The 21,461-nt window shown below is 41.2% G+C and carries 17 protein-coding genes and 1 tRNA gene; 5 read left to right on the forward strand and 13 right to left on the reverse strand.

The window, feature by feature from the left end; genetic code table 11:
- Positions 1-38 precede the first annotated feature (38 nt).
- On the forward strand, positions 39-437 hold the full coding sequence (locus tag Q0R88_RS22340; protein ID WP_295720626.1) for a thioredoxin family protein: 399 nt from the start codon (positions 39-41) through the stop codon (positions 435-437).
- A gap of 66 nt (positions 438-503) precedes the next feature.
- Here Q0R88_RS22340 and Q0R88_RS22345 read toward each other — a convergent pair whose 3' ends face one another.
- Together Q0R88_RS22345 and Q0R88_RS22350 are read right to left on the reverse strand one after the other, a co-directional pair.
- Positions 504-1,358, reverse strand: coding sequence for a ferritin-like domain-containing protein (locus tag Q0R88_RS22345; RefSeq protein WP_295720628.1), 855 nt, complete (start codon positions 1,356-1,358; stop codon positions 504-506).
- Positions 1,359-1,368: 10 nt separating this feature from the next.
- Positions 1,369-2,064 carry a ferritin-like domain-containing protein gene (locus Q0R88_RS22350; protein ID WP_295720630.1) on the reverse strand — a complete coding sequence of 232 codons (696 nt, stop codon included), beginning with the start codon at positions 2,062-2,064 and terminating at the stop codon, positions 1,369-1,371.
- Positions 2,065-2,603: 539 nt separating this feature from the next.
- Between Q0R88_RS22350 and Q0R88_RS22355 the strand changes: the two genes are divergently transcribed.
- Positions 2,604-2,915 (forward strand): hypothetical protein, encoded by a 312-nt coding sequence (locus tag Q0R88_RS22355; RefSeq protein ID WP_295720632.1) that lies wholly within the window; start codon positions 2,604-2,606, stop codon positions 2,913-2,915.
- Between the two features lie 91 nt (positions 2,916-3,006).
- Here the strand turns inward: Q0R88_RS22355 and Q0R88_RS22360 are convergent, their stop codons facing one another.
- From Q0R88_RS22360 to Q0R88_RS22375, 4 genes are all read right to left on the reverse strand, one after another.
- Positions 3,007-3,696, reverse strand: coding sequence for a hypothetical protein (locus tag Q0R88_RS22360; RefSeq protein WP_295720634.1), 690 nt, complete (start codon positions 3,694-3,696; stop codon positions 3,007-3,009).
- A complete protein-coding gene (locus Q0R88_RS22365) occupies positions 3,696-10,772 on the reverse strand; it encodes an IPT/TIG domain-containing protein (protein ID WP_295720635.1) in 7,077 nt (2,358 codons plus the stop codon). The genes Q0R88_RS22360 and Q0R88_RS22365 overlap by 1 nt, the downstream gene beginning before the upstream one ends.
- A 337-nt stretch (positions 10,773-11,109) precedes the next feature.
- A complete protein-coding gene (locus Q0R88_RS22370; protein WP_295720638.1) occupies positions 11,110-12,486 on the reverse strand; it encodes a hypothetical protein in 1,377 nt (458 codons plus the stop codon).
- Positions 12,487-12,515: 29 nt separating this feature from the next.
- On the reverse strand, positions 12,516-13,763 hold the full coding sequence (locus Q0R88_RS22375) for a hypothetical protein (protein ID WP_295720640.1): 1,248 nt from the start codon (positions 13,761-13,763) through the stop codon (positions 12,516-12,518).
- 241 nt (positions 13,764-14,004) lie between these two features.
- On the opposite strand from Q0R88_RS22375, the gene Q0R88_RS22380 reads away from it, so the two are divergent.
- Entirely contained in the window at positions 14,005-14,838 is an 834-nt protein-coding gene (locus Q0R88_RS22380; protein ID WP_295720641.1) for a helix-turn-helix domain-containing protein, read from the forward strand.
- Between the two features lie 68 nt (positions 14,839-14,906).
- On the opposite strand, the gene Q0R88_RS22385 is transcribed toward Q0R88_RS22380, so the two are convergent.
- A tRNA-Val gene (locus Q0R88_RS22385) sits at positions 14,907-14,981 on the reverse strand.
- Positions 14,982-15,474: 493 nt separating this feature from the next.
- Positions 15,475-15,870 (reverse strand): hypothetical protein, encoded by a 396-nt coding sequence (locus Q0R88_RS22390; protein WP_295720643.1) that lies wholly within the window; start codon positions 15,868-15,870, stop codon positions 15,475-15,477.
- A gap of 217 nt (positions 15,871-16,087) precedes the next feature.
- On the opposite strand from Q0R88_RS22390, the gene Q0R88_RS22395 reads away from it, so the two are divergent.
- A complete protein-coding gene (locus tag Q0R88_RS22395; RefSeq protein ID WP_295720645.1) occupies positions 16,088-17,590 on the forward strand; it encodes an RtcB family protein in 1,503 nt (500 codons plus the stop codon).
- Positions 17,591-17,640: 50 nt separating this feature from the next.
- On the opposite strand, the gene Q0R88_RS22400 is transcribed toward Q0R88_RS22395, so the two are convergent.
- The 5 genes from Q0R88_RS22400 to Q0R88_RS22420 are packed head-to-tail and all read right to left on the reverse strand — an operon-like array spanning position 17,641 to position 21,010.
- Complete coding sequence (locus tag Q0R88_RS22400; RefSeq protein ID WP_295720647.1) at positions 17,641-18,774, reverse strand: hypothetical protein; 1,134 nt, start codon at positions 18,772-18,774, stop codon at positions 17,641-17,643.
- 15 nt (positions 18,775-18,789) lie between these two features.
- Complete coding sequence (locus Q0R88_RS22405) at positions 18,790-19,593, reverse strand: ATP-binding protein (RefSeq protein WP_295720649.1); 804 nt, start codon at positions 19,591-19,593, stop codon at positions 18,790-18,792.
- Positions 19,583-20,104, reverse strand: a complete 522-nt coding sequence (locus tag Q0R88_RS22410) for an ABC-three component system middle component 5 (RefSeq protein ID WP_295720651.1) — start codon at positions 20,102-20,104, stop codon at positions 19,583-19,585. The genes Q0R88_RS22405 and Q0R88_RS22410 overlap by 11 nt, the downstream gene beginning before the upstream one ends.
- Positions 20,088-20,675, reverse strand: a complete 588-nt coding sequence (locus tag Q0R88_RS22415) for an ABC-three component system protein (protein ID WP_295720652.1) — start codon at positions 20,673-20,675, stop codon at positions 20,088-20,090. Before Q0R88_RS22415 ends, Q0R88_RS22410 begins: the two co-directional genes overlap by 17 nt.
- Positions 20,675-21,010 carry a hypothetical protein gene (locus Q0R88_RS22420; protein WP_295720653.1) on the reverse strand — a complete coding sequence of 112 codons (336 nt, stop codon included), beginning with the start codon at positions 21,008-21,010 and terminating at the stop codon, positions 20,675-20,677. The genes Q0R88_RS22415 and Q0R88_RS22420 overlap by 1 nt, the downstream gene beginning before the upstream one ends.
- A gap of 192 nt (positions 21,011-21,202) precedes the next feature.
- Between Q0R88_RS22420 and Q0R88_RS22425 the strand changes: the two genes are divergently transcribed.
- Positions 21,203-21,361, forward strand: a complete 159-nt coding sequence (locus tag Q0R88_RS22425; protein WP_295720654.1) for a hypothetical protein — start codon at positions 21,203-21,205, stop codon at positions 21,359-21,361.
- Positions 21,362-21,461 lie beyond the last annotated feature (100 nt).

Genomic DNA, 21,461 nt, shown 5'->3' on the forward strand with positions numbered 1-21,461 from the left:
ACCCTGCGCGCGGCCTTACACTTTGTATACTTTTAACTATGTTTCTTTATCCATTAAAGGGTAAAGCCCAGGCTGTAAAAACATCAGGCCAGATCAATTTTATTGAAAACTCCTGGGGCGAAGCTTTAAAACAGGCTGCTGCTAAAAACAAATATATTTTTGTTGACGCTTACGCCACCTGGTGCGGTCCGTGTAAAATGTTGAAGGCAACCACCTTTAAAAACAATAAAGTAGCCGAGTTTTACAACAACAATTTTGTAAATGTGGCTATTGATATGGAAAAAGGCGATGGTCCGCAGCTGGCAGCCCAGTGGGGCCTGCAGGCTTATCCTACCATGATTATTTTTAATTCAAAGGGAAAAGCCGTTTACGGAACCGTTGGCTTTATCAGGCCGGATGATCTGATAAAATTTGGGGTTAAGGCCCTAAACAAATAAAAACGGCACAAAAAAACCGGGAAGCTATGCCGCCCGGTTTAAAAAAAATTAAAAATTGAAAGTTCGTTACTTCACGATAAAGGTACCCGATAATAAGGCCAAAACCTGTGTCATACTTAATGGCTCATCAAATGCAGCCGTGGCAACAGCAACGGATGTTGATCCTCCGCTGGCGTTTTTTAAAGTAGTTACATCTACACCGCCCTGGCTCACATTTTGTTCACCATCATAATTACCATCAACCAATGATACACCGGTATCATTTCCTTTTGATGCTGTGCTGGTGATCCATGGCGTAACGCCCAATAAGGACCGAATTGCTGACGCGTGGCGCGCCTCAACAGCATGAATTGATAAAGCTGCTGTTAAAATATCTTTATTCCCCAGCAAATTAGGCGCCTGGCCTTTGTATGCACGCACCCCGGTATCTTCAAATGCAAGCGCTACTTTCAGGAAAATACTGGTGTAGTTACCGGCGGTAAAAACTCCTTTAAACGGACCATTACCGGTACCGCCTCCTGCTGTAAAGTCAAATGTTGGCTTGGCCACAGGTGTACCGCCCGAAGCAGTAATAGCCGAGCTTAAAAATGTGACATGCTTGTTTTCATCATCCTGTATATCTGCTATATAAGCTGTGTCAGAAGCAGGGATTAAGCCTGACGCTGCCACGCCGGCGTTATAAAACGATGATTCAAGGTATTCCAGGGTAAGCGCGTAATTCAATACCTCAACCACCGATGGTGCCATAGTATCAGCATACGCTCTTTTTATCATAGTACCTAAAGCAAAGGGCATGGCAGCCAGGGCCACTTTTGAACCAAAGCTGGTTATGTTTTTGATCGCGGCCCTGCGTGGGTTCAACCTATCGTTGAATTCCGGATCAATTTTTTCTATTTCCTCTATTATGTTAAATAAATTCATGGCGTTGGGGTTAAGCTGCTACGTAACTGTAATTTGATGCACTCACTTTTGTTTTAAGGTATGTATTGGCAATGGCCAATACCTGGGCAATGGTTGCTGATTTGTTTAAGCCATTACCATCCACCTGATCGGTAGCTGCAAATGAGCCCCTGGTTATCAGGTTGCTTATTAAAGCGGCATGCCTTGCCTCAACAGATACAATTTTACCGGCCAACGTGAGGTAAGCCGCATCTTTAATAAGATACCCAGCGCCGTCGTAAGCTGTAACGCCCGTATCTTCAAATGCTTTGGCTGCACCAAGAACTTTAGCACGGTTAGTAAAATCAATGCTGCTAAAATCAACAGTTAAACCAGGAATAGCGTTACCGCCTAATGCCGCTTTAAAAAACTCGCGGTGCAAAATTTCGTGATCGCGGATGCTGGTTAACAACTCTTTTTCGTTTGATGAAATTCCGGAGTAAGGTGTTAATATCACCTGGGTATAAAAGGCGGCCTCCAGTTGCTCTAATGCGTAAGCATAATTAAGAATGGCCAGATCGCCGGTTGCACCGATATCAATACCTTTGGAGGTAATTATTTTGTGATCTTTGTGGCATGCCGCGGTAGCCAAAAGACCGGCCGATGCAACCCCCACACCTGCATAGCGCAAAAACGACCTGCGGGCCATATTTGCACCAGATATGCTTTCTTGTGATTCTGTTTTCATAGAAGTAGTGTTTTAATGATTCGATTAGTTTCGTTTATAAATGGACATACGCTTATAAAAACTCATCGGTTTGTAAAATGTTGACAATTAGTTTACTCTGAAATAGAGTAATTTTCTATTTGGTTAAATTTTGCAATCATTTAACAGGAAAATAAAGATTTCAAAAGCCCGGAAGGAGGGAGGCACAGCAAAAAAAAGCGACCGGAAATTTAATAAATAAAAAAAGGTCGGAAGACTCTCGCAGTATTCCGACCCTACATCTACCTATGAAAAACAACCCTTTGAGAAGGGTATTGATACATATTCAAACGCAATGCCAATTATTAAATATAAGTTAAAACGCGCCAAAAGGCCTTTTCCAATATTTTCCCCAATTTATTTGTGGAAACTCTTCCCCGGCCAATGGGGATAAAATACACAATAGACTGGTTTATAGCCCCATATTCGCAATTAAAACATATATAAATCGCGGTTTAAAGTTTTGTTAACATAAATAAACATTCCAGAAACCATACACTACAAATATTGTTACTGATTATATGGATCACAATGTTTATTTATTGGCAACCGACCCTAAAAACGCTTGCCGGGATATCATTCATTCGAGAGATACGCCTTTAAAGGTTAGGGTATTTTGCCTTGATGAAGAAAGGTATAGCCCGAATGCTAACGAGATCCAGCTATATGGGTATGCCAATAGCAAACTATATGCCTTTGAAACTATAAATATTGCGGCCGATGATGCTCTTGACCTGGTAGAGGCCATACAATGGTATGCCGATTATATAGATGATCCCGAAATGGAAATCCTCCCCGAAGACCCTCGCATGGGTAAAGATATAGCCATGTAATAATCGGCTTGCAAGTAAGGTATTGCTACTACCTGTAACATTTAATTTCCCGTAATTCTTACATCTGTTTTTCAAAACCTTTTATGAATACCTACTTCGTGCTAAATTGATAAATACCAGAATCCGATGTATTTCCTTTCGAATCCCTGGTTATTATTTTCCAGTAATAGGTTTTCCCGGCAGAAACGGCAACATCCTTCAACGTATTTTCCAGAACTTTACTCTGTAATAAAGCCGGCGACGGTAAATCACTTAGATAAACATCATAGTTAACAATATCGTTGTCCACATCACTGCCGTTCCAGGATAATGTAATTTTCCCATTTAAAACTGCTACCGCCTGATTCATTGCCGGAGCCACAATTTCGGCCGGGAAAGGAGCATAATTCACAATGGCCGGCCCGGAATTATAAAACTTCCAAATATCACTTTTGGTTGCAGTATTATTATCGGTTGATTTTGATGTAATTGACCATGAATAAGGGGTATTCCTTTTCAGGGCAACATCAAGTTGAGTGTTAACAGTTGTTTGGGTGATAATTGTACCGTCTTCCAGGTTTTTAATATTTACTTCGTAATTGCCTGCGCTGGTAGGAGCGGTCCATTTTAAGCTAATAGTGCTTTGGGTAGCCGAAACAACGGTTCCCTGCGTACAAACCTCATTCTGAGCAGGAGCCAGCAGGATGGGTTTGCCAGGCGGAGGCACAGGTGTATCACCTTTGTGCCCACCACACCCTGTTAAAATAACCATGCTCAATAAAATGAATATTACCTGTCTCATTATTTTATAATTTTATAAACTGATTGTTTTGTGTCGATCATTAAATTAAGCGAATAAACGCCCCTGTCTAAATTGGAAACATCCAGGCTGATCACCCCTGATTGATTATTATAATCTTTTGCCATTTTAAGCACCCCACTATTTAGGCTGTAAATCTTAACGTTCACCTTTTTAGCTATGCTCTCTCCTATGTTAATGTATAATGTATTTTGGAAAGGATTAGGGTATGGAATTGTATTGCCAGGGATATTAATGGTCTGTTCTACTATTCCCTGGCACAGCTTATCAGTGCTTACCGATAAGTTGTTACTACCCTTGTTTAGTGGTAATGTAATTGAATTATCCGTTGTTTTATAACTGACTCCGTTAAGTTTTATATCATAAGTTAAACCTCCACCCAAAGTTATATTTACCGTATTGGTAATTTTGTTTACCGCGGCATATACTGAAAGATCTTTAGGTTCAGTAATAACAAGATCAAAACATTGTTTATTATTTGTTAAAGCCGCGTCTGTAATACACACATTATAGGTACCCGGCGATAAATTATCGATGCTTGTGTTGGTGCTAAAGCTATAGCTCTTGTTTAAACCATTACCTGTAATTATAGCGGTATAATTAGCAGATTGTGTAGCTGTGATACTGATTGATCCGTTATTTTGCCCTTTACAGGTTACACTGTTGGCGGCTAATTTTAAATTAGTTACTGCAGGAGTAATAGTTAGCTTGCCATTAATATAATTGAAATTATAATTATCAGAAAATCCCTCCTTAACTGTAATATCATAAGTACCGGCCGGCGATTGTGTGGTAGCTACAGTAATGACCACCGGTAATACGGAGAGCTTACTTTCATCATCACCATTTACAAAACCGTTATATTCAATTGTTAAATTCGGGTTAGCTTTTCCGTATGCACGGCTTTGGTCATTTGCTTTTACCTCCAGTGCTTTTTTATTGATTGTTAGCCTCTGCTTAACATTGGTTGCCGCATTACTCAAGGCATTACCGGCTTGTGAGGCCGTAACAGTAGCTGTGCCGGCTTTTATAATATGCAGCTTGCCATCTTTTATAATTGCCACATCAGCTTTATCAACACTGTAAGTTATAGGAATATCGGGATTATTACTGGTAGCGGGCAACGTAAAGTCAGCATCGCCATAAGTATGATCCACAAACGCCGGAAAATTGACAACCAGGTTGACTTTAATAGTTACAGCAGCCAGTGTTGCAATGCCCCCCGCTGTAGTTACAGACAAGTCTCCGCTAATGCCTGAAAAGGTGGCGGTAATTTTAGTATCGGAGTTTACAGTGAACGACAAAGCAGGAACACCAGCAATAGTTACACTTGTAGCCTTTGTAAAATAACTCCCATTAATCACGAGTGTTCCGCTACCATCAGCAGCCGGTATAGCCGAGGTTATTGTGGGTGCCGCCACAAATACAAATCCGGGGAACGAAGCAGGCCCGTTGGGGGTTTGAATTGAAATAGCGCCCGTTTCACCTTCGCCTACGGTTGCTACTATACTTTGAGATGAATCGACGGTGAACGATTTTGCCGCCTTGCTGCCAAATTTCACTACGGTTGTTCCGTCAAAATGCTTTCCGGTAACGGTTACTGAGGCACCGGCTTTTGCTATTAAAGGCGTAACAGCTGTTATTTGCGGCACAACAACAGGGCCTGTATAAAAAATGGAGAGCACGCCGGTACTCAGATTGGGAATCAGCAAATCCATTTTCCCATCACCATCCATGTCATTTACCCAAAAAGCATTTGTATTGGTGTATTGTGACTGCGTAAGGAGTGGCACAATACCTGCCAGCGCTATGCTCCCGGCGGCCGATTGATTCCGGGAATAATTGACAGCCCCGCCAGCACTCTCCACCAGGTCAATTTTACCATCTCCGTCCATATCTGCAACATTCAGATCATAATAACTTGCAGCGTCGGCAATAACTTTAGCCGTTTCAAAAGAGGATGCATCAACTACTCCTTTTTTAGCGGTGTTCCTGGAGGCCAATAATTGGTTGGTTGAAAGTTTTTTTTCGATAAGATCGATTTTACCATCACCATCAAAATCGGCGGTGATGATGCCGTCTACCTGGGTTCCGCCAGTATAGGTAGTTGGGAAATCTGAAGACGAAAGATCGCCGGGAACGGAATTATTTTTAAATATAGTTATACCACCATATGAGCTTGGGCCAATCGGATCGGGCTTATTGTCGCCGTCAACATCTGTAATGGTTAAAGAAAGAGTTCCGCTTGAATAAACATTTTGAAGGAACATCAGCGGCCCAAACGACACGGTTGATCCGGTTGTTGTATTTGGATAAAAATAACTGGCGAATGGCCCGTATAGTATCAGATCGGGTTGTCCATCCATATTCATATCCCTAAGCCACATTCCGTCTGATGAGCCGTTTAAGTTTTCAAATACTTTAGTTTCAAACGAGATATTTCCGTTAGATGAGGTGTTGCGTAATAAAACAATGCTTGGGTTGGAACTGTACAAAATATCCAATTTTCCATCGCCATCAACATCGCCAACAACCAAACTCTCCGCCTGTCTTGCGGTTTCCAGCACAACTTTTTGTAAAAAAGATGATTTTGATATTGATTTATCCTGGCCATGTTTAAGAATATACAATGAATCATTAGTTCTTATCAATAAGTCGAGATTGCCATCTTCGTCAAAATCTCTGATAGCAGACAATCCTACGCCCCCTTGTATGTTTATTTTATTTGAATAAGCAGCAACTCCGCCGTTGCTTGAAACAATAAAAGGTAAATTTGAACTTACCGATAACTTTTTAGCCGTATTAGCGATCGTTATCAAACCACTTGCACCTGCAGGCACGGTAACCTCCAGTTGTGTTTTGGTAGCACTTGTAACCTTACCTTTAACCGGACCAAAATATACAACATTCTTTTCGACCGTAGTATTGAAATTATCTCCTTTGATAACCAATGTTGTGCCGATAGGGCCAAAAGCCGGCGCAAAAGATGATATTAAAGGCGGACTATCATATAAATAGCCAAGCTTGGCACCCGTTCCGCCGGATGCTTTTACCGTAATTGCCCCAGTGGCTCCGGAACCCGGCTTAGCCGAAATACTGGTCGATGACAGTACAGTGTATGATGCCGCAGAAACTCCACCGAATTTTACTTCGGTAACATCGGTAAAATTACTGCCGGTAATAGTTACAACCGCGTTAGCTGCGTCGCCGCTTTTTGTAAAAGAATCAATTACCGGTGCCGGTATAAAAGTAAACCCGGGTAATACAGCTGTTCCTCCCGGGCTTATAATAGTAATATCACCCGATTCTCCGTTAGCTGGCTGCGCTGTAATTTGCGTTGGCGAGACTATAGTAAAAATGGCAAACGAAGAGCCAAAATATACCTGCTCTACACCTGTAAAGTTTGTGCCATTAATGGTAACCGTTGTTTGAGCATTGGCTTTCATTGGTGCGGCAGAAGTTATAGTTGGGGACGGGTACCAGGTAAAACCGTCAGATTCTGAAATACCAGCTATGGTTTTGACCGAAATTTTGCCTGTAGCACCTGCACCCACTTTTACTGTGACAAAATTATTTCCAACACTGATAATGGTTGCCGGTACACCGCCAACTTTTATCTCGGGGGTGTTGGTCAGATTTGCACCATTGATCGTCATTGTTGTACCTGCCCCACCGGAAGTCGGCGTAAACGAGTAAATAAAAGGGGGACCCAAATAGGTAAAACCTGGGACTGAAGCAGTTCCTGCCGGACTGGTGACGCTTACGTAACCACTCGTACCTGTTGCCACTACTGCATCAATTTCTTTGGAAGAAACAATTGAAAAAGATGCCGCATTGGTATCTCCAAATTTTACAGATTGTACAGCATCCAGGTTTGTCCCACTTATCCTAACAGTTTGACCAGTTGCCGCCAGTACCGGACTGATAGATGCAATAGTGGGAGAAGTATAGCTAAAACCGCTTATTGTGGCGGTACCACCAGCTGTAGAAACAACAACATCACCGCTTGCACCGCTACCTACTGTCGCATATATAGAAGTTGGCGAAGATGTATAATAATATAAAGCTGGTACCCCTCCGAATTTCACACCAGTAACACCAATAAGATTTGTCCCGGTAATAGTAACAGCCCCACCGTTCTTTTGTGAGGAGGGCGAAAACGAAGTAATAACAGGAGTTTGCACCCATGTAAAACCTGGTTTTTTATCAGTACCCTGAGGAGTTGTTACCACTACATCACCTGATATACTTGTGCCCGGCATTGCAGTGATGGTTGTTGCAGAAACAACAGTAAAGGAAGCCGCCGGCACTCCACCAAAGCTAACAGCAGTGGCTCCTGTAAAATTATTGCCTGAGATAGTTATCAGACCCGTTGAGAAAGCCCCGGCATAACCAGGACTAAAAAAGGTTATAAAAGGGCCTGGATGATCAAAGCCAGCAAGTGAAGCTTTGCCCAATGGAGTTATTACAGTTACACTTCCGGATTTTCCGGCGCCCACAACTGCGCTGATTTCTGAAGAAGAATTAACCGTAAAAGAAGTTGCAGGCACACCACCAAAATCAACTTCTGTAGCACCTGTGAAATTACTCCCCTTAACGGTTACTGTTTCACCTATACCGGCATGAACCGGTAAAAAGGATGTGATTACAGGCCCTTTATGCACAAATCCCGGGATACTTGCAGAACCGCCTTCAGAAAACACTGCGATGGCACCACTTGCCCCATATCCCACAGTTGCTTCTATAGTAGTTGGTGATAAAACAGTGAATACTGAGCTTATACCACCAACTGATACATTATCAACCTCGGTCAAATCAGTACCTACAATAGTTACCTTATCACCAGCGGCAGCGGTTTGTGGTGTAAATGAGGTAATATGCGGAGCGGGCACTAATATAAAGCCCGGAAATGTTACTGTACCTCCGGCAGTTACAACTGTAATATCACCAGATGAAGCTCCAAAGCCAACAGTGGCATATATTTGATTGCTGTAATTATAAAGCACGGAAGCCGGCGCACCACCAATGCTTACCTGGGCCCCGCTGAGGTTGGAACCGGAAATTGAAATAGGAGAATTATAGCCTCCCTTCATTGGGTATGCCTGGGTTATGACTGGTGGCGAAATAAAGCTAAAGTCATTATAATTTGCTGAACCGGCAGGTGTGCTTACAGTAATGCCGTTTGAAGAACCGGCAGCCACGGCAGCAGTAATTTTTGTTGGCGAAACAACTGTATAAGAAGATGCAGCAACATTGCCAAACTTTACCAAAGTTGCGTTGTTAAAATCGCGCCCGTTTATAGTTATAGTTGCACCAGCGCTGCCGCTTGAAGGCGATACAGAAGTTATAGCCGGAGCATTAATATAAGTAAACCCCGGAAATCTGGCATCACCGCTGGGGGCAGATACATCAACATCGCCTGATGACCCGTCGGTTAACACTGCTTCTATCTGCGTGGGCGAAATAACCTTGAATGATGAGTAGTATCCGCCAAATGTAACCTGATTAATATTGGAAAAATTTGTTCCTGTAATTGTTATGGTATTACCTTTCCAACCGGATACAGGCGAAACAGATGTTATTACAGGTGGCGGAATAAGTGTAAAACCAGCAACGCTGGTCATTCCTCTTGGGGTAGTAACACTAACATCGCCCGAGGTGGCACCGGTTGCTACATATGCAGTTATACTGGTTGGCGAAGCTTCGTAAAAGCCGGCCGGTTTACCACCAATTGTAACCCCGGTTGTGCCGTTAAAAAAATTACCTGTAATATTCATAACGGTACCCGGATAACCTGCGGCAGGGGTAAACGCGTTGATGACCGGCGGATCTGAGGATAATACCACCGCCAGGCTTATAACGGCTGATGACATTCCGGATAAGTTAGATGCTGTAATTTTATATTTGCCGGCGGCAGAAAGAGCGGTTGGAGTTCCGCTTATAGTGCCGTCACCACCTAAAACCAAACCAGCGGGTAAAGTTGGCGAAACATTATAACCCGTTGTACTTACCCTGTAAAAACCATCACCATAAAAACCGTTCCCCGAGTAAATGATAATATCATCGTTTTCATCAATACCAACTTTATTAAAAAATGTTTGATAAAGAACCTGGTTGTTATCATCATAATAAGGCCCGGGGATTGAATTTACCTCGCCCGCAGGGCTAATCTTGCGCAACAAGCCATCAAGGTCTCCAACAATAATATAGCCTTTGGAATCAATTTTTATTGATTCCGGATAGTTAAATGTGGCAGCGACACCAATCCCGTCATCACTGCCATTTTTTATTGAGCCAGCAAATGTTGTTACCAGTCCAGCCGGTGTTACTTTCCTGATCATGTTATTAGCATAATCGGCCACGTATAAATTGCCGGCTTTATCGATAGTAATTCCGGCAGGATTATTAAAAGAGGCACTTGCGCCCAACCCGTCTTTTGCGCCATTGCCAATCGCTCCGGCCAATAACGATGTGGTGCCATCTTTGGCCACTTTCATGATCCTTCCGGCGCTCTCTGCTACGTAAAGTATACCATTTGCATCAATTGCAATTCCACGTGGTCCCTGCAGGCCCTGTGCATAAGTGGTAACCAAACCATCGGGCGTAATTTTTCTGACCCTGGAATTTTGCCCATCACGGTAATTATTATCAGTTACGTATATATTACCGACTGCATCATAGGTGATGCCACCAATTTCTCCAAAAGCTGCAGCGCCCCCCATTCCATCGGCATAACCATAAGTACTACTCCCGGCAAATGTTGAAAATGACCCATCTGGTTTCACATGCACTACAGAACCATATAATATTCCGTATATATCTTTCGATGGTAATATTACAAAACTCGTAACCGCAGCAGACGATTTGACAAAACTACTCACTTTAGGAAAAATAGCGTTTGGAACAGCACCGCCTGTATTACTTACCTTGATGGGGGTTATGCTTTTGCCAAGATAAGTTGATGGAATGTTTGGATATGCGATATTGGGTTTCTGAGCGCTAAGTTTTGCAGAAAAAAACAGACTGACAATAAACGCAGGTAAAAATAGTTTATACATAAAATTGTGAAAAGACTAAGGTTTGGGGTGACGTAATTTTAAATATCTGTTTAAAACAGATAAGTGAGGCTGTGGAGATTTATGGTGTGATAAGAATTAAATTGTTGATTGTAAATATACATCTAACTTTCAACAATTAAACCCCAATTATAATGACACAAAAACTGTAAACAGACCTATGCGATGTGTGTTTTTATACCGGGTTTTAGTCACATAAAAGCACAAACTAAAATCTGGCACTCACATTGGTACCCTAAACATGGAGAAACTTTGGTTGGATTTGATGTCTGCGAAAAAAGCTGTAACAAACTAATTTACTATATTTTGCAACCCTTAATCATGTATTTACAAGATCCCGAATGCTTTTTACCGGTTGCTCGCTTATTCGCCATTCCCTTAATTTGTTATACAGTGCACATTTAACACTATAGTCGGGCGATCCATCAATCTGGAAGGAACTGCTGCCGTCAGAAAGGGCGATATCATGCGTACGCCGGTAGGTTTTTAGGCTAAATGCAAAATTCTTAACTATTTTAATAACAATCTTTGAATCACCTTTTACTTCAAGAATCTTAATTCCCATGTTGGGTTCAAAATTGACAATTGTGTTATTAGCCGGTGAAGAAAATTTTACTGATATTTGCCCTATAAATGTGCCGTTTGTAGTATGGCGGCCATCTTTTTCGCCTGCGGCTATACCGCCGGATACTATCCCTACCACAACTATGGCATCAAAGCCCAACAGCGCTATTGCCGCGTCATTTTCATCTTTAGAAGATCGGTATTCCACAAAAAATTTCCGGTCTCCTTTTTTAATAAATACCACTTGGAGATTACGTTGGTTTGACCCCAAACTTTGAATTTCAAATTCGGCCTCGTTTTCATTTTCAAGATCGAACTCAATACTGTTTGCCCATCCAAGAATCGCCCTTGTTCCGCCGCAAAAACCGGGGCCTCTGTTGCCCTCCTCCGGGGTAGATGCCGTTTTGGGCGTAAAATAGGCATAGGCACCTCCATAGGTTTCCGCGCTCATTATACAATAAGGATATCCGTATACGCCGCCTGGATACCCCGTTGTTTCTAACCCGAAAGAATGAGTAAAAAGCTTGTTGATATTTCCTATAATATGCCCTACTTCATGACAGGTGTGGTTGTGGTTAGTCCCAATAGCGAAAGTAGAATCCGAGCCGCTATTATCTCCATTCACAACATATTTGGATGTATCTACTCCCATAATAGCAATAAAACCATCATAGTTATCCGTTGATTCGCCTTGACTGCTTGCAGTATCTTTCGCGATACCTATTGCCGTATTACGATTAATGGTATTGACGAGATTGCCATTTTTATCTTTATCAAGCACGGTTGCAGGGTCTTTTGGTACGAAGGTCCAGTCAAGAACTTTTCCTTCTATTTTAAGTCTGCCAAAACTTTCCTTATACCAAAAACGAGCTATTCCATTCGGGTTTTCCCAGTTCAAAAAGAAGTTCTCATAAAAGCTTTTACTTTTCTTAGTAAAAGGAGGTTCTGCAGTGTTAAGCGGCCCCCAGCTAAAAAGTACAACGCATAACCTTAATTTCTTTTCATCTTCCGAACAATTACTGCGGATAAAGCTTGAAATAGAAAATGGAACATTCAAACCGCACTTAGCGGCAACATCTATCACGCTGATGTTAGCCCCGTTAAATCTTCCTGTATCCCGTAAACTTAGCATCTTGCTTATTTAAACGTCAATAAATCTGCCTATTGTAACACAACTAAAATCGGGATCAACCCCTTACCTTCTTTTAATGACGCAAGCGCTTTTCCTATTACCGCGCCAAACGCCTGGAAGGGATCAATCGCCTTCATGGCATAACCGGGAATGTTTGAAGAGGTAAGCATATCACCCGTTTCAATTGGGGAAATATCTGCATCAACTTTACAATACACCTTTCCCATCATGGCAACGGGTTTCCTATTTTCATTATCGCTTTTTTTATCAAGAATGACAGCAGGCTTGTAACTCCCTGCTCCTGAAATAACGCCGACTACTTTTTTATCATAGGCTTTCGAACTCCGTATTAAAGCGCCCGACTCTGTCAGAACCATCACTTCGCCCGGTTGGGTTTCTTCAATCACATCAAAATCTTCAGCAAAATCTGCATTCACCAGTGTTATATCTCCGGTCACCTCTACGTTTCCTTCAAATCGCCCGGCAAGTCGGCCACCTTTGCCAAATACGCCAATTCCAAGTTTGCTTACACCATGCACACCTGCACCTTCATCGCTTAAGCCAAGTACGCCGTCACCTTTAATGCCCCAGCCTTCTACAGCAGATGCCAGTCCAGATGATGCCCTAATACCCGCGATTTTATCGCTATGCGCCCGAACACCATAGTTTTCAACGCTCTTGCCCTCAACCCCTCTTCCAAGGGTCGACTCGCCTAAAACGCCTGGCTGTTTGCTGGTAGGTTTGCTTATTCCATGTACGCCTGCACCTTCATCACTTAAACCAATCACTCCGTCACCTTTCACTCCCCAGCCTTCAACAGCCGGCGCTAATGCAGATGATGCCCTGATACCGGCAATTTTATCGCTGTGAGCCCGAACACCATAATTCTCTACGCTCCTGCCTTCAACCCCTCTTCCAAGAGTCGACTCGCCTAAAACGCCTGGCTGCTTGCTGGTAGGTTTGCTTAGCCCATGCACGCCTGCACCTTCATCGCTTAAGCCAAGCACTCCGTCACCTTTGGCTCCCCAGCCTTCAACGGCTGGCGCCAATGCAGATGATGCCCTGATACCGGCAATTTTATCACTGTGAGCCCGAACACCATAATTTTCTACGCTCATTCCCTGAACGCCTCTACCCAGGGTGGATTCGCCCAAAACTCCCGGGCCGGCATTTTTACTCACGCCGTGAACACCCGCACCCGTTCCACTGGGAACTGCATTTGTTCCTAATACCCCCTCATTAGTTAAAGTGTTTGCATCGCCTTGAACTGGTACCATAAGCTTAATTTTTTAAAAAATGGTTTAAATGAGATGCTTGTTACCAAATGACTTTACATCAACTCAAACGGTCAAAAGTGAATATCAGATCATCAGTAACAATAAGCAGCATAAATTTATAAAGAGACTCTCTCTTCTGTTAGTACGAAAACGACAAGTTTGCCTCTAAAGCAAAAAATGGTTAGTAATAGCCATTTTTTGCAAGTAAAATGCTCGGTAGTTTTAATAAAAATTAAGATATATGGTTAAACTCACCAGTCTTAAACCCCATCCGGCTCTCTTTCCCTTTGTCAATGAGTATCTGTTAGCGGAGTTTAATACAGGGCGCGAAATTTTAACCCATCCATGGCGCGCTTCGTGTCAATTCTGCCTCGTGTTTTTTTTAAAAGATAAATCGTTAACCTTAAGGAATAACAAAACAGGATATTATGTAGCCGGTTCTCATCAAATAGGGGTGGTTGGCAATTCGACCCGGTTCAATGGGTTGATGACATTTAAAGGTGACTATTCGTGCTTTATGATCCAATTTCAACCGAATGGCTTCCATCGATTGTTTGGCCATCCTCCAGAATATTTTATTAACCAGATTATCTCTGCAGATGATTTGTTTGCCCACGGTACCGCAGCCCTAATCAATCATTTACAAAATGTAGCCACTTTTAAAAATATGGCCGGGGCTACAGATAACTTTTTGATGAAGTACCTTACCAAAAAAAATCTGCAAATAAACGGATTAACCCGCGTCGCCGATATTTTATATAAATGCCCGGAGATAAAAACAATCGAAAAATTAGCATCTCAAGCGGGTATGGGCCTTCGCAACCTCGAACGTCAGTTCCTGGCACAAATCGGGGTGCCTCCTAAACTATTTTGCCGCTTGATACGATTTAACAAAGCCATGAATCTTAAACAGCGTAATCCACAAAAGCAATGGGGCGAAATTGCTTTTCAATCCGGCTATTATGACCAGGTACATTTTAACAAAGAATTTAGAGAATTTACCGACAGCAGTCCCACCGTTTTCTTCAATGAAACTCCGCCTACCGAAGTTTTAAAAACAGCGTTTGTGGTTTAAAGAATATACACAAAATGCATAAAAAGACTTTAAATAGAAAAAGCCTGATATTTCTATCAGGCTTTAAGTGGGAGTTACTGGGTTCGAACCAGTGACCCTCTGCTTGTAAGGCAGATGCTCTGAACCAGCTGAGCTAAACTCCCTTTTGTTTGTTATTTGTCTTTCAACAATAACGTTCCTTGTTTTGGGTCTGCAAATATAGAAGCTTTGATCTATTCTTCAAAAAATATTTTAAACTTTATATTAAACAGCTGTTTTTTAGGTTATTAAATTTTATCTGGCCCCTTGAAGGGGTATCATTAAGGGCTCTTTGTGCAATTTAAAGCTTAAAATCAAGGCAAATCGATATACCCGATTTTAATTATTTGATGCATCTAGCAGTTATAACTCCTCTTCATTAGGTTTCACAACCTCATATCTATCCAATGTTTTCTGCAACTGACCATTAATTTGCTTTACCAAGATTCTTGGGGCTAATACTTTTAGCTTGGGGCCGAATCCCAGCAGTTCGCGTTCCCGTTCAAAATTGAAGATCACCCGGATACTGGAGATCTTACCCGTTTAATCTTCGCTCAATAGTTTGGGGGTATGGTGCAGTAGTTTGGCAAAAAACACAAAGCGCATTTGTGACGAATTCTAATTTAAAAACTTGAGCCGTAGCCATATTATAAAGAAAATAATAACTAACAACAGCGGAACCATAGCTATTGCATTTTGCTTCTTTTTAGTATCTATCGATAATTTATAGGTCACAGGAATGCGATATCGTTCGCCAATATGATTTAATACCTTACTGCAAAAATCGTGGGCTTTGGTTTGGTTTAGCAGTACATATTCTTCACTGATTGAAAAATAAAATAAATTTTGAGGATCGGGATCAGCTTTTAAAATTACATATGCAATGGCTGCGGGAATATCCTGATGTCTCCCTCCACCATTTCCCATTTCAAATTGAAGCTCCAGGATCTCGTCAACCTTAAAGCAAAGTTCCTTTTTTCCTTCAGCTTTATAACAAATATGCGTATCACCCAAAGTTATTTGCCAACGCTCTGTATCAAAATGGTCCAGGATAGCTGCATTTAATCAAGGTATCTTCTATAATAATTCTGCATCCATTATAACTTAACAGCATTTTATTAGTTAATATTTATTTTGAAGAATAAAGAAACTCCATGTTACAATAGTATATATTTTCAAATTATTTTTCACTGCGCAAATACACTGCGCACATGCGCTATTTCTTTGTATCATGAAAAGGGAATTAAATGCTGATAACCTCGCCCCTCAGGGGGCCGCGGGGCAAAAAGAAAAGGTCAGCAATAACGAATTAAAAGCTTTGGGTATTAACGATGTGGAAATATTGGTAAACTTTAGTCGCGTGGCTAATGGTTTGCTGAAGCATAACGTAATGAGCAAACCCGAAATACTGGCTAATATGGAAGCGCTGATTGACGACCCGATGCCCTACGCCTTAAAGAAAGGCGGTAAGTTTAAAAACCTGGCCGAAGACGTGATTGCCCTGCGTAAAGATGGCAAGTTTGTTAAACAGGAACGCAGCAACTTTAAACTGAAAGAAGAGATTGCCGATTTCCCGGTATGGGGACTGGAACATATTGAAGTAGGTGCACTGGCACAAATGCGGACGGCGATACAATTACCTATTACCGTGGCAGGCGCCCTGATGCCCGATGCACACCAGGGCTATGGTCTGCCAATTGGCGGCGTGCTGGCTACTACAGCCAATACCATTATCCCCTTTGCTGTGGGCGTGGATATTGCCTGCCGCATGTGTTTAAGCATTTTCGATCTGCCTGCAGAAACTATAGATACGGAAACCGACAAGCTGAAAAATATGCTGGAAAACCATACCTATTTTGGTATGGGGTGCACCACCAAATCGCATTTTGACAGTTCATTATTTGATAGCAAAACATGGAACGAGACCAAGGTGATCCGCACTTTGAAAGATAAAGCTTATGCGCAATTGGGTACCAGCGGTACAGGCAATCACTTTGTGGAATGGGGAGAATTAACCATTGCGGACCATGTTTTAGACGGTATACCTGCCGGCCGGTACCTGGCCCTATTATCCCACTCGGGCTCACGTGGTTTTGGGGGTAGCGTGGCCGATCATTACTCAAAAATAGCCATGACCAAAACCAAGCTTCCTGCCGAAGCCAAACATTTGGCCTGGTTAGATCTGGATAAGGACGAAGGACAGGAGTACTGGATTGCCATGAACCTGGCCGGCGAATATGCCAGCGCCAACCACCACGAGATCCATAACAAAATTGCGCGTGCGCTTAATCACAAGCCTTTGATGATGATCGAAAACCACCACAACTTTGCCTGGAAAGAACAACTGGCCAACGGCACCGAAGTGATGGTTCACCGTAAAGGAGCAACCCCGGCCGGCAAGGGTGTATTAGGTATCATTCCCGGCAGCATGAGTACACCCGGCTTTGTGGTGCGCGGTAGGGGCGATGAATCTTCCATCAACTCTGCCAGCCACGGCGCTGGCCGGTTAATGAGCCGTAGCGCCGCTTTTAAAACATTGGATAAAGCAGCAATTGCGGCCAACTTGGTTGATAAACGCATTACCCTAATGGGTAGCGATATGGACGAAGCGCCAATGGCCTATAAAGATATCCACGCCGTAATGACCGCGCAGGAAAACCTGGTGGAAGTATTGGCTAAGTTTGAGCCGAGGATTGTTAGAATGGCGGATGCGAGGGAGAAGCCGGAGGATTAGGTTAAAGGTCGGTGACAACACCGACCTTTAGCTGAAATTCAGTTACTGGATTAATCAATATTTTTCAAGCTGTGATTATCTTTTGTGTAATATTCTCCAATTATATATTGACTATTTAATAATTCATCGGTAGCATAGGAAGTCGTGTAAATAAGTTGATAATCGTTGACTTTTAGCTCATTTAATCGGTTTATGAGTATTTTCTGCAAATTTTGTGCACGCTTTTCTTCAATACCTTTATCCTCCATATTATCGGCAAAAATAAATCTTGGATACCTCATTTTATCGACTGTTAATGATGCGAGAAAAATTGCGAATCGCGCGGAAACTTTGAGATAAAAGTTCGAACTGGCCGAAAATTTTTGATACTGTTTGAACTTCGCAGCATCGGAACTTTTTAGGTAAACTAAATTATTTGAAAAGTCTAATATCAAATCTTTAGCATCTGCATTAGCAAATTCTTTTTGCCTCTCTAAATCGTGATTAAGTAAGTATACACCTTCTTGTTGTATTTTTTGAATTACTTCTTCCTTCGTTCGTGCTTGCTGATTTTTAATGGTGTTTATGAATGAATTAAGTTTCGAAATGTCAGCGTCTAGATTCGCTTTCGTTTGTAAAAGCCTTGAGTATATCTCCGCCTGTTCTAACATTGTCCTATACTGAAGTATTTCACCTTCAGCCAGCCCCTGTTCGTAATGCAATCTGTCTAGAGCTTCTTCTTTGAAAGATTGTACATTCTTTACCGCATCATTTACTTTTTTCTGTAAATCGTTAAGTACAGCAGTATTAGAAGTAAATTCCAGTCTTAATCTTTCCAGTTTTTCTTTTTTAAGCTTTAAAAGCTTTGAAGATTCATCAATTTGAAATTTAATTTCCAATTGCATCCTTTTTGCTTGGGTTATCCCTAATTTATCAGATGTTTCCTGCTTACATAACCTACAAGATTTTTCATCATGATGTTCAAGTAACTGATTTAGGCATTCAGGACAATAGTCAAGCGGTAAAGCTTTTAGAAATTCTCTTGTGTTTAAAGAATTTTCTAATGAGCGATACTTAGATTCTAAAGCCTCAATAAAATACTCCGAATCATCAACCTCCCGATTTAGCACATCTATCGCAGAACTGATTTCGATCGTCTTAATTCGTTGTTTGACTGCATCATCTTGCAATTGTTGAAACTTCAATTTCGAATCCGCTGTTTATTCCACTTCTGCATTTTCTAAACGAATAGCTCTTATGCTTTCATTGATTGCGAGAATGTCCTTTTCATTATTCTCTATTTGCGTTTTTATATGCTCAGCCTGCAAGGAAAAAGCGTCAGGGAAAAAGCGTTTAGTTATTCTTATCTCACTTTTAATTTCTTCCAACTCCTTCTCGGAATTGTATAACTGAAGTTTAAAATCATATAAATCTTGATTATATATCCCGAGCAATAAATCAGCTACAGCCTCACGTGTTGTTTGTTTATCAAATTCATCATAGAAATAAAGTGAACTTGTAGGAGATTCTTGATCTATATATAGTAACCTTAAGATTTGATGAATTGAAATATTGTTCTCCTCCTTAACTTCGGGCAACTCTAAAAGCTCAAATAAAACTCCTGAGAAACTTGTCTTTTTTTCAGTTTGGTTATACTCATATTTTTGCCAATACTTTGAAATTGGCGGATTAGAAGCTTCTTCGAAATTGCCCCAAAATATATGCAACCCAGCTCTAGCGTTAATTTTGTTCGATTTCTCACCAATCTCAATATATCTTTTCAACGTCACTATAACACCATTTGCCTCGATCTCAGCGTAGACAACTTGGCATTCACGTGCTTGAGGCACGAAGTCGTTAAATTCTCCGCCCAAAACAAAAAAGATAAAGTGAGTGATGGTTGATTTTCCACTACTATTATCTCCGCAAATTATATTTATCCCTTTATGAAAATGCTCATCATAAGCGACTTTTCCCGTGTTAGTGTAAATTACAAGTCTCTTTAATGCGAGATTATTTTGCATCGTATTTGCTCTCAATTAAATTAGTTCTCATTTTTAAACCATTTTCCCCGGTTAATGATATATCATAGAAAACAGAAGTGACAATCGAAATAATGTTTATCTCTCTGGAAGATAAATCGCCAATTGAACCAACATAGTCTTTTAAAATATCCTCGGAAATAATAGAAACGACTCCGTCAACGAGTAATGCTTTATCAATTATTTTATAAGAAGCGAGACAATTTAGCGCTGCCATTTGATAAGGTCTTATTTTTTCTAAGGTCTTTCGTTGATCGTAGACTTTTTGGTACGGGTTTTCTTTTTTAACATTAAGCTCTTTAATCAATTCCTTAAACTCTTTTTCATGTCTTTTGGGTTTTATAGAAAATATCTGTGAAGGAAATAGCAGATAAAAATCCCATATTCTCAGTCGATCCACTTCAATCCTTTTGGAAGGAGGCGACTTTTTAAGCAAATGAAGTAGCCTGAAAATCGTATGATATAAATCAAATGCGTTATTGTAGAGTATCATAATCCTTCCAATTTAAATGACATTTCCCCGTCAAAAAATAAACCATGCCATAAATATCATTGGCATTATAATTTAAGTATTCGTCCGCCTCTCCCTCTGTGTTTAATAAATCTAAAATTGGTTGAATGACTTTTTCCAACAAACATTCTAGAATCAATGTTTTATCAATACATTCGGTTATTTTGGGGAGAATGTAAGTTGAAAAATTTGAATCTATAATTGAAAAAATCTCGACATCAATTTCTTGTTGGGCATGATACATTTCACCTAAAACAACACGTCTAGCGTATTTGTCTTTGAAGTTTAAAGCTTTAATGATTTCTTTTTCGGAAAATCCTCCGTCAATCAATTTTTGTTCTAAACCAATACCATCTAATATGGTATTATAGGTATTAAATTCATCGATAAAGGTCGAATATCTAATATCATTTCGGACCTCATGCTGAAGTTTTTCGAAACGCTTTTGCCACCTGGTTTTTTTAGAGAGGTTTACATTGCCGTCAACTTTTCCAAAGTTGAACTGGTTTTCTAATGGGGCATTATTTACAACATCTTGCTCGCTTTGCGCCATTAAAAGTGAAGATCTCCGGAATTTGAAGTAATATTTACTTGTTTGGAAATAGCTGCGTTGTTTTGAACGTTTTGTTGAACTGATGATGGCTGATTCTTTGCTACGTAATCTTCAAGCTTCAATTTAAACGATTCGTCTTCAGCCAAAATTTCTTCTAGATTTGATTGAAGTTGAGCAGGGTTGTTTTCATCTATTTCCTTTCCTTTGGAAGTAAAGCAGTCTTTAATCATTCCCCAAATATCTTCCCCAATTTTTCGAGAGGTGCCTTCACCAATTTTACTTAAAAATGGAGTAGCTAATGTAACTGCTGTTTGGGCCAGCAAGGTGATATCCATAGAGTGAATGAGTTTAAGGTTAAATAGTTGTACGGTTTGTTTTACAAAGTAATAAAAGTTGCATAAAAAATCAAATTCGATTACGCCAATTGGTCTTCCGTTACTGTAAGAGTCACCCTTGTAGATAATGTTATCCTCCACTGCTGGCGCACTCGGCCCCCCAACTGGTGCGAGTATGCAGCCGTGGCAATAATGCCGGAGTACCTCATGCCTTTTAATACCAACCCGGAACGATTTGCCCATGAAACCATACGGAGCAAGCGGCCTGTAAATACACAGGCCGCGGAGATAAAAGCAACCCCTAATTGGCGCGAGTATGCCGGATCAGGCTTTACGATGAGGCCCTCGTGAATTGCGGAGCCTGTTTAATTAACACCTTACAGGTTGAGCTGATGCTTCAATAGGCAAGCGTTTGGTCACGAGTACGCCTCCTTTTAGGCCTTCGCTGCAT

This window comes from Mucilaginibacter sp. (genome assembly GCF_025362475.1).
Taxonomy (GTDB): domain Bacteria; phylum Bacteroidota; class Bacteroidia; order Sphingobacteriales; family Sphingobacteriaceae; genus Mucilaginibacter.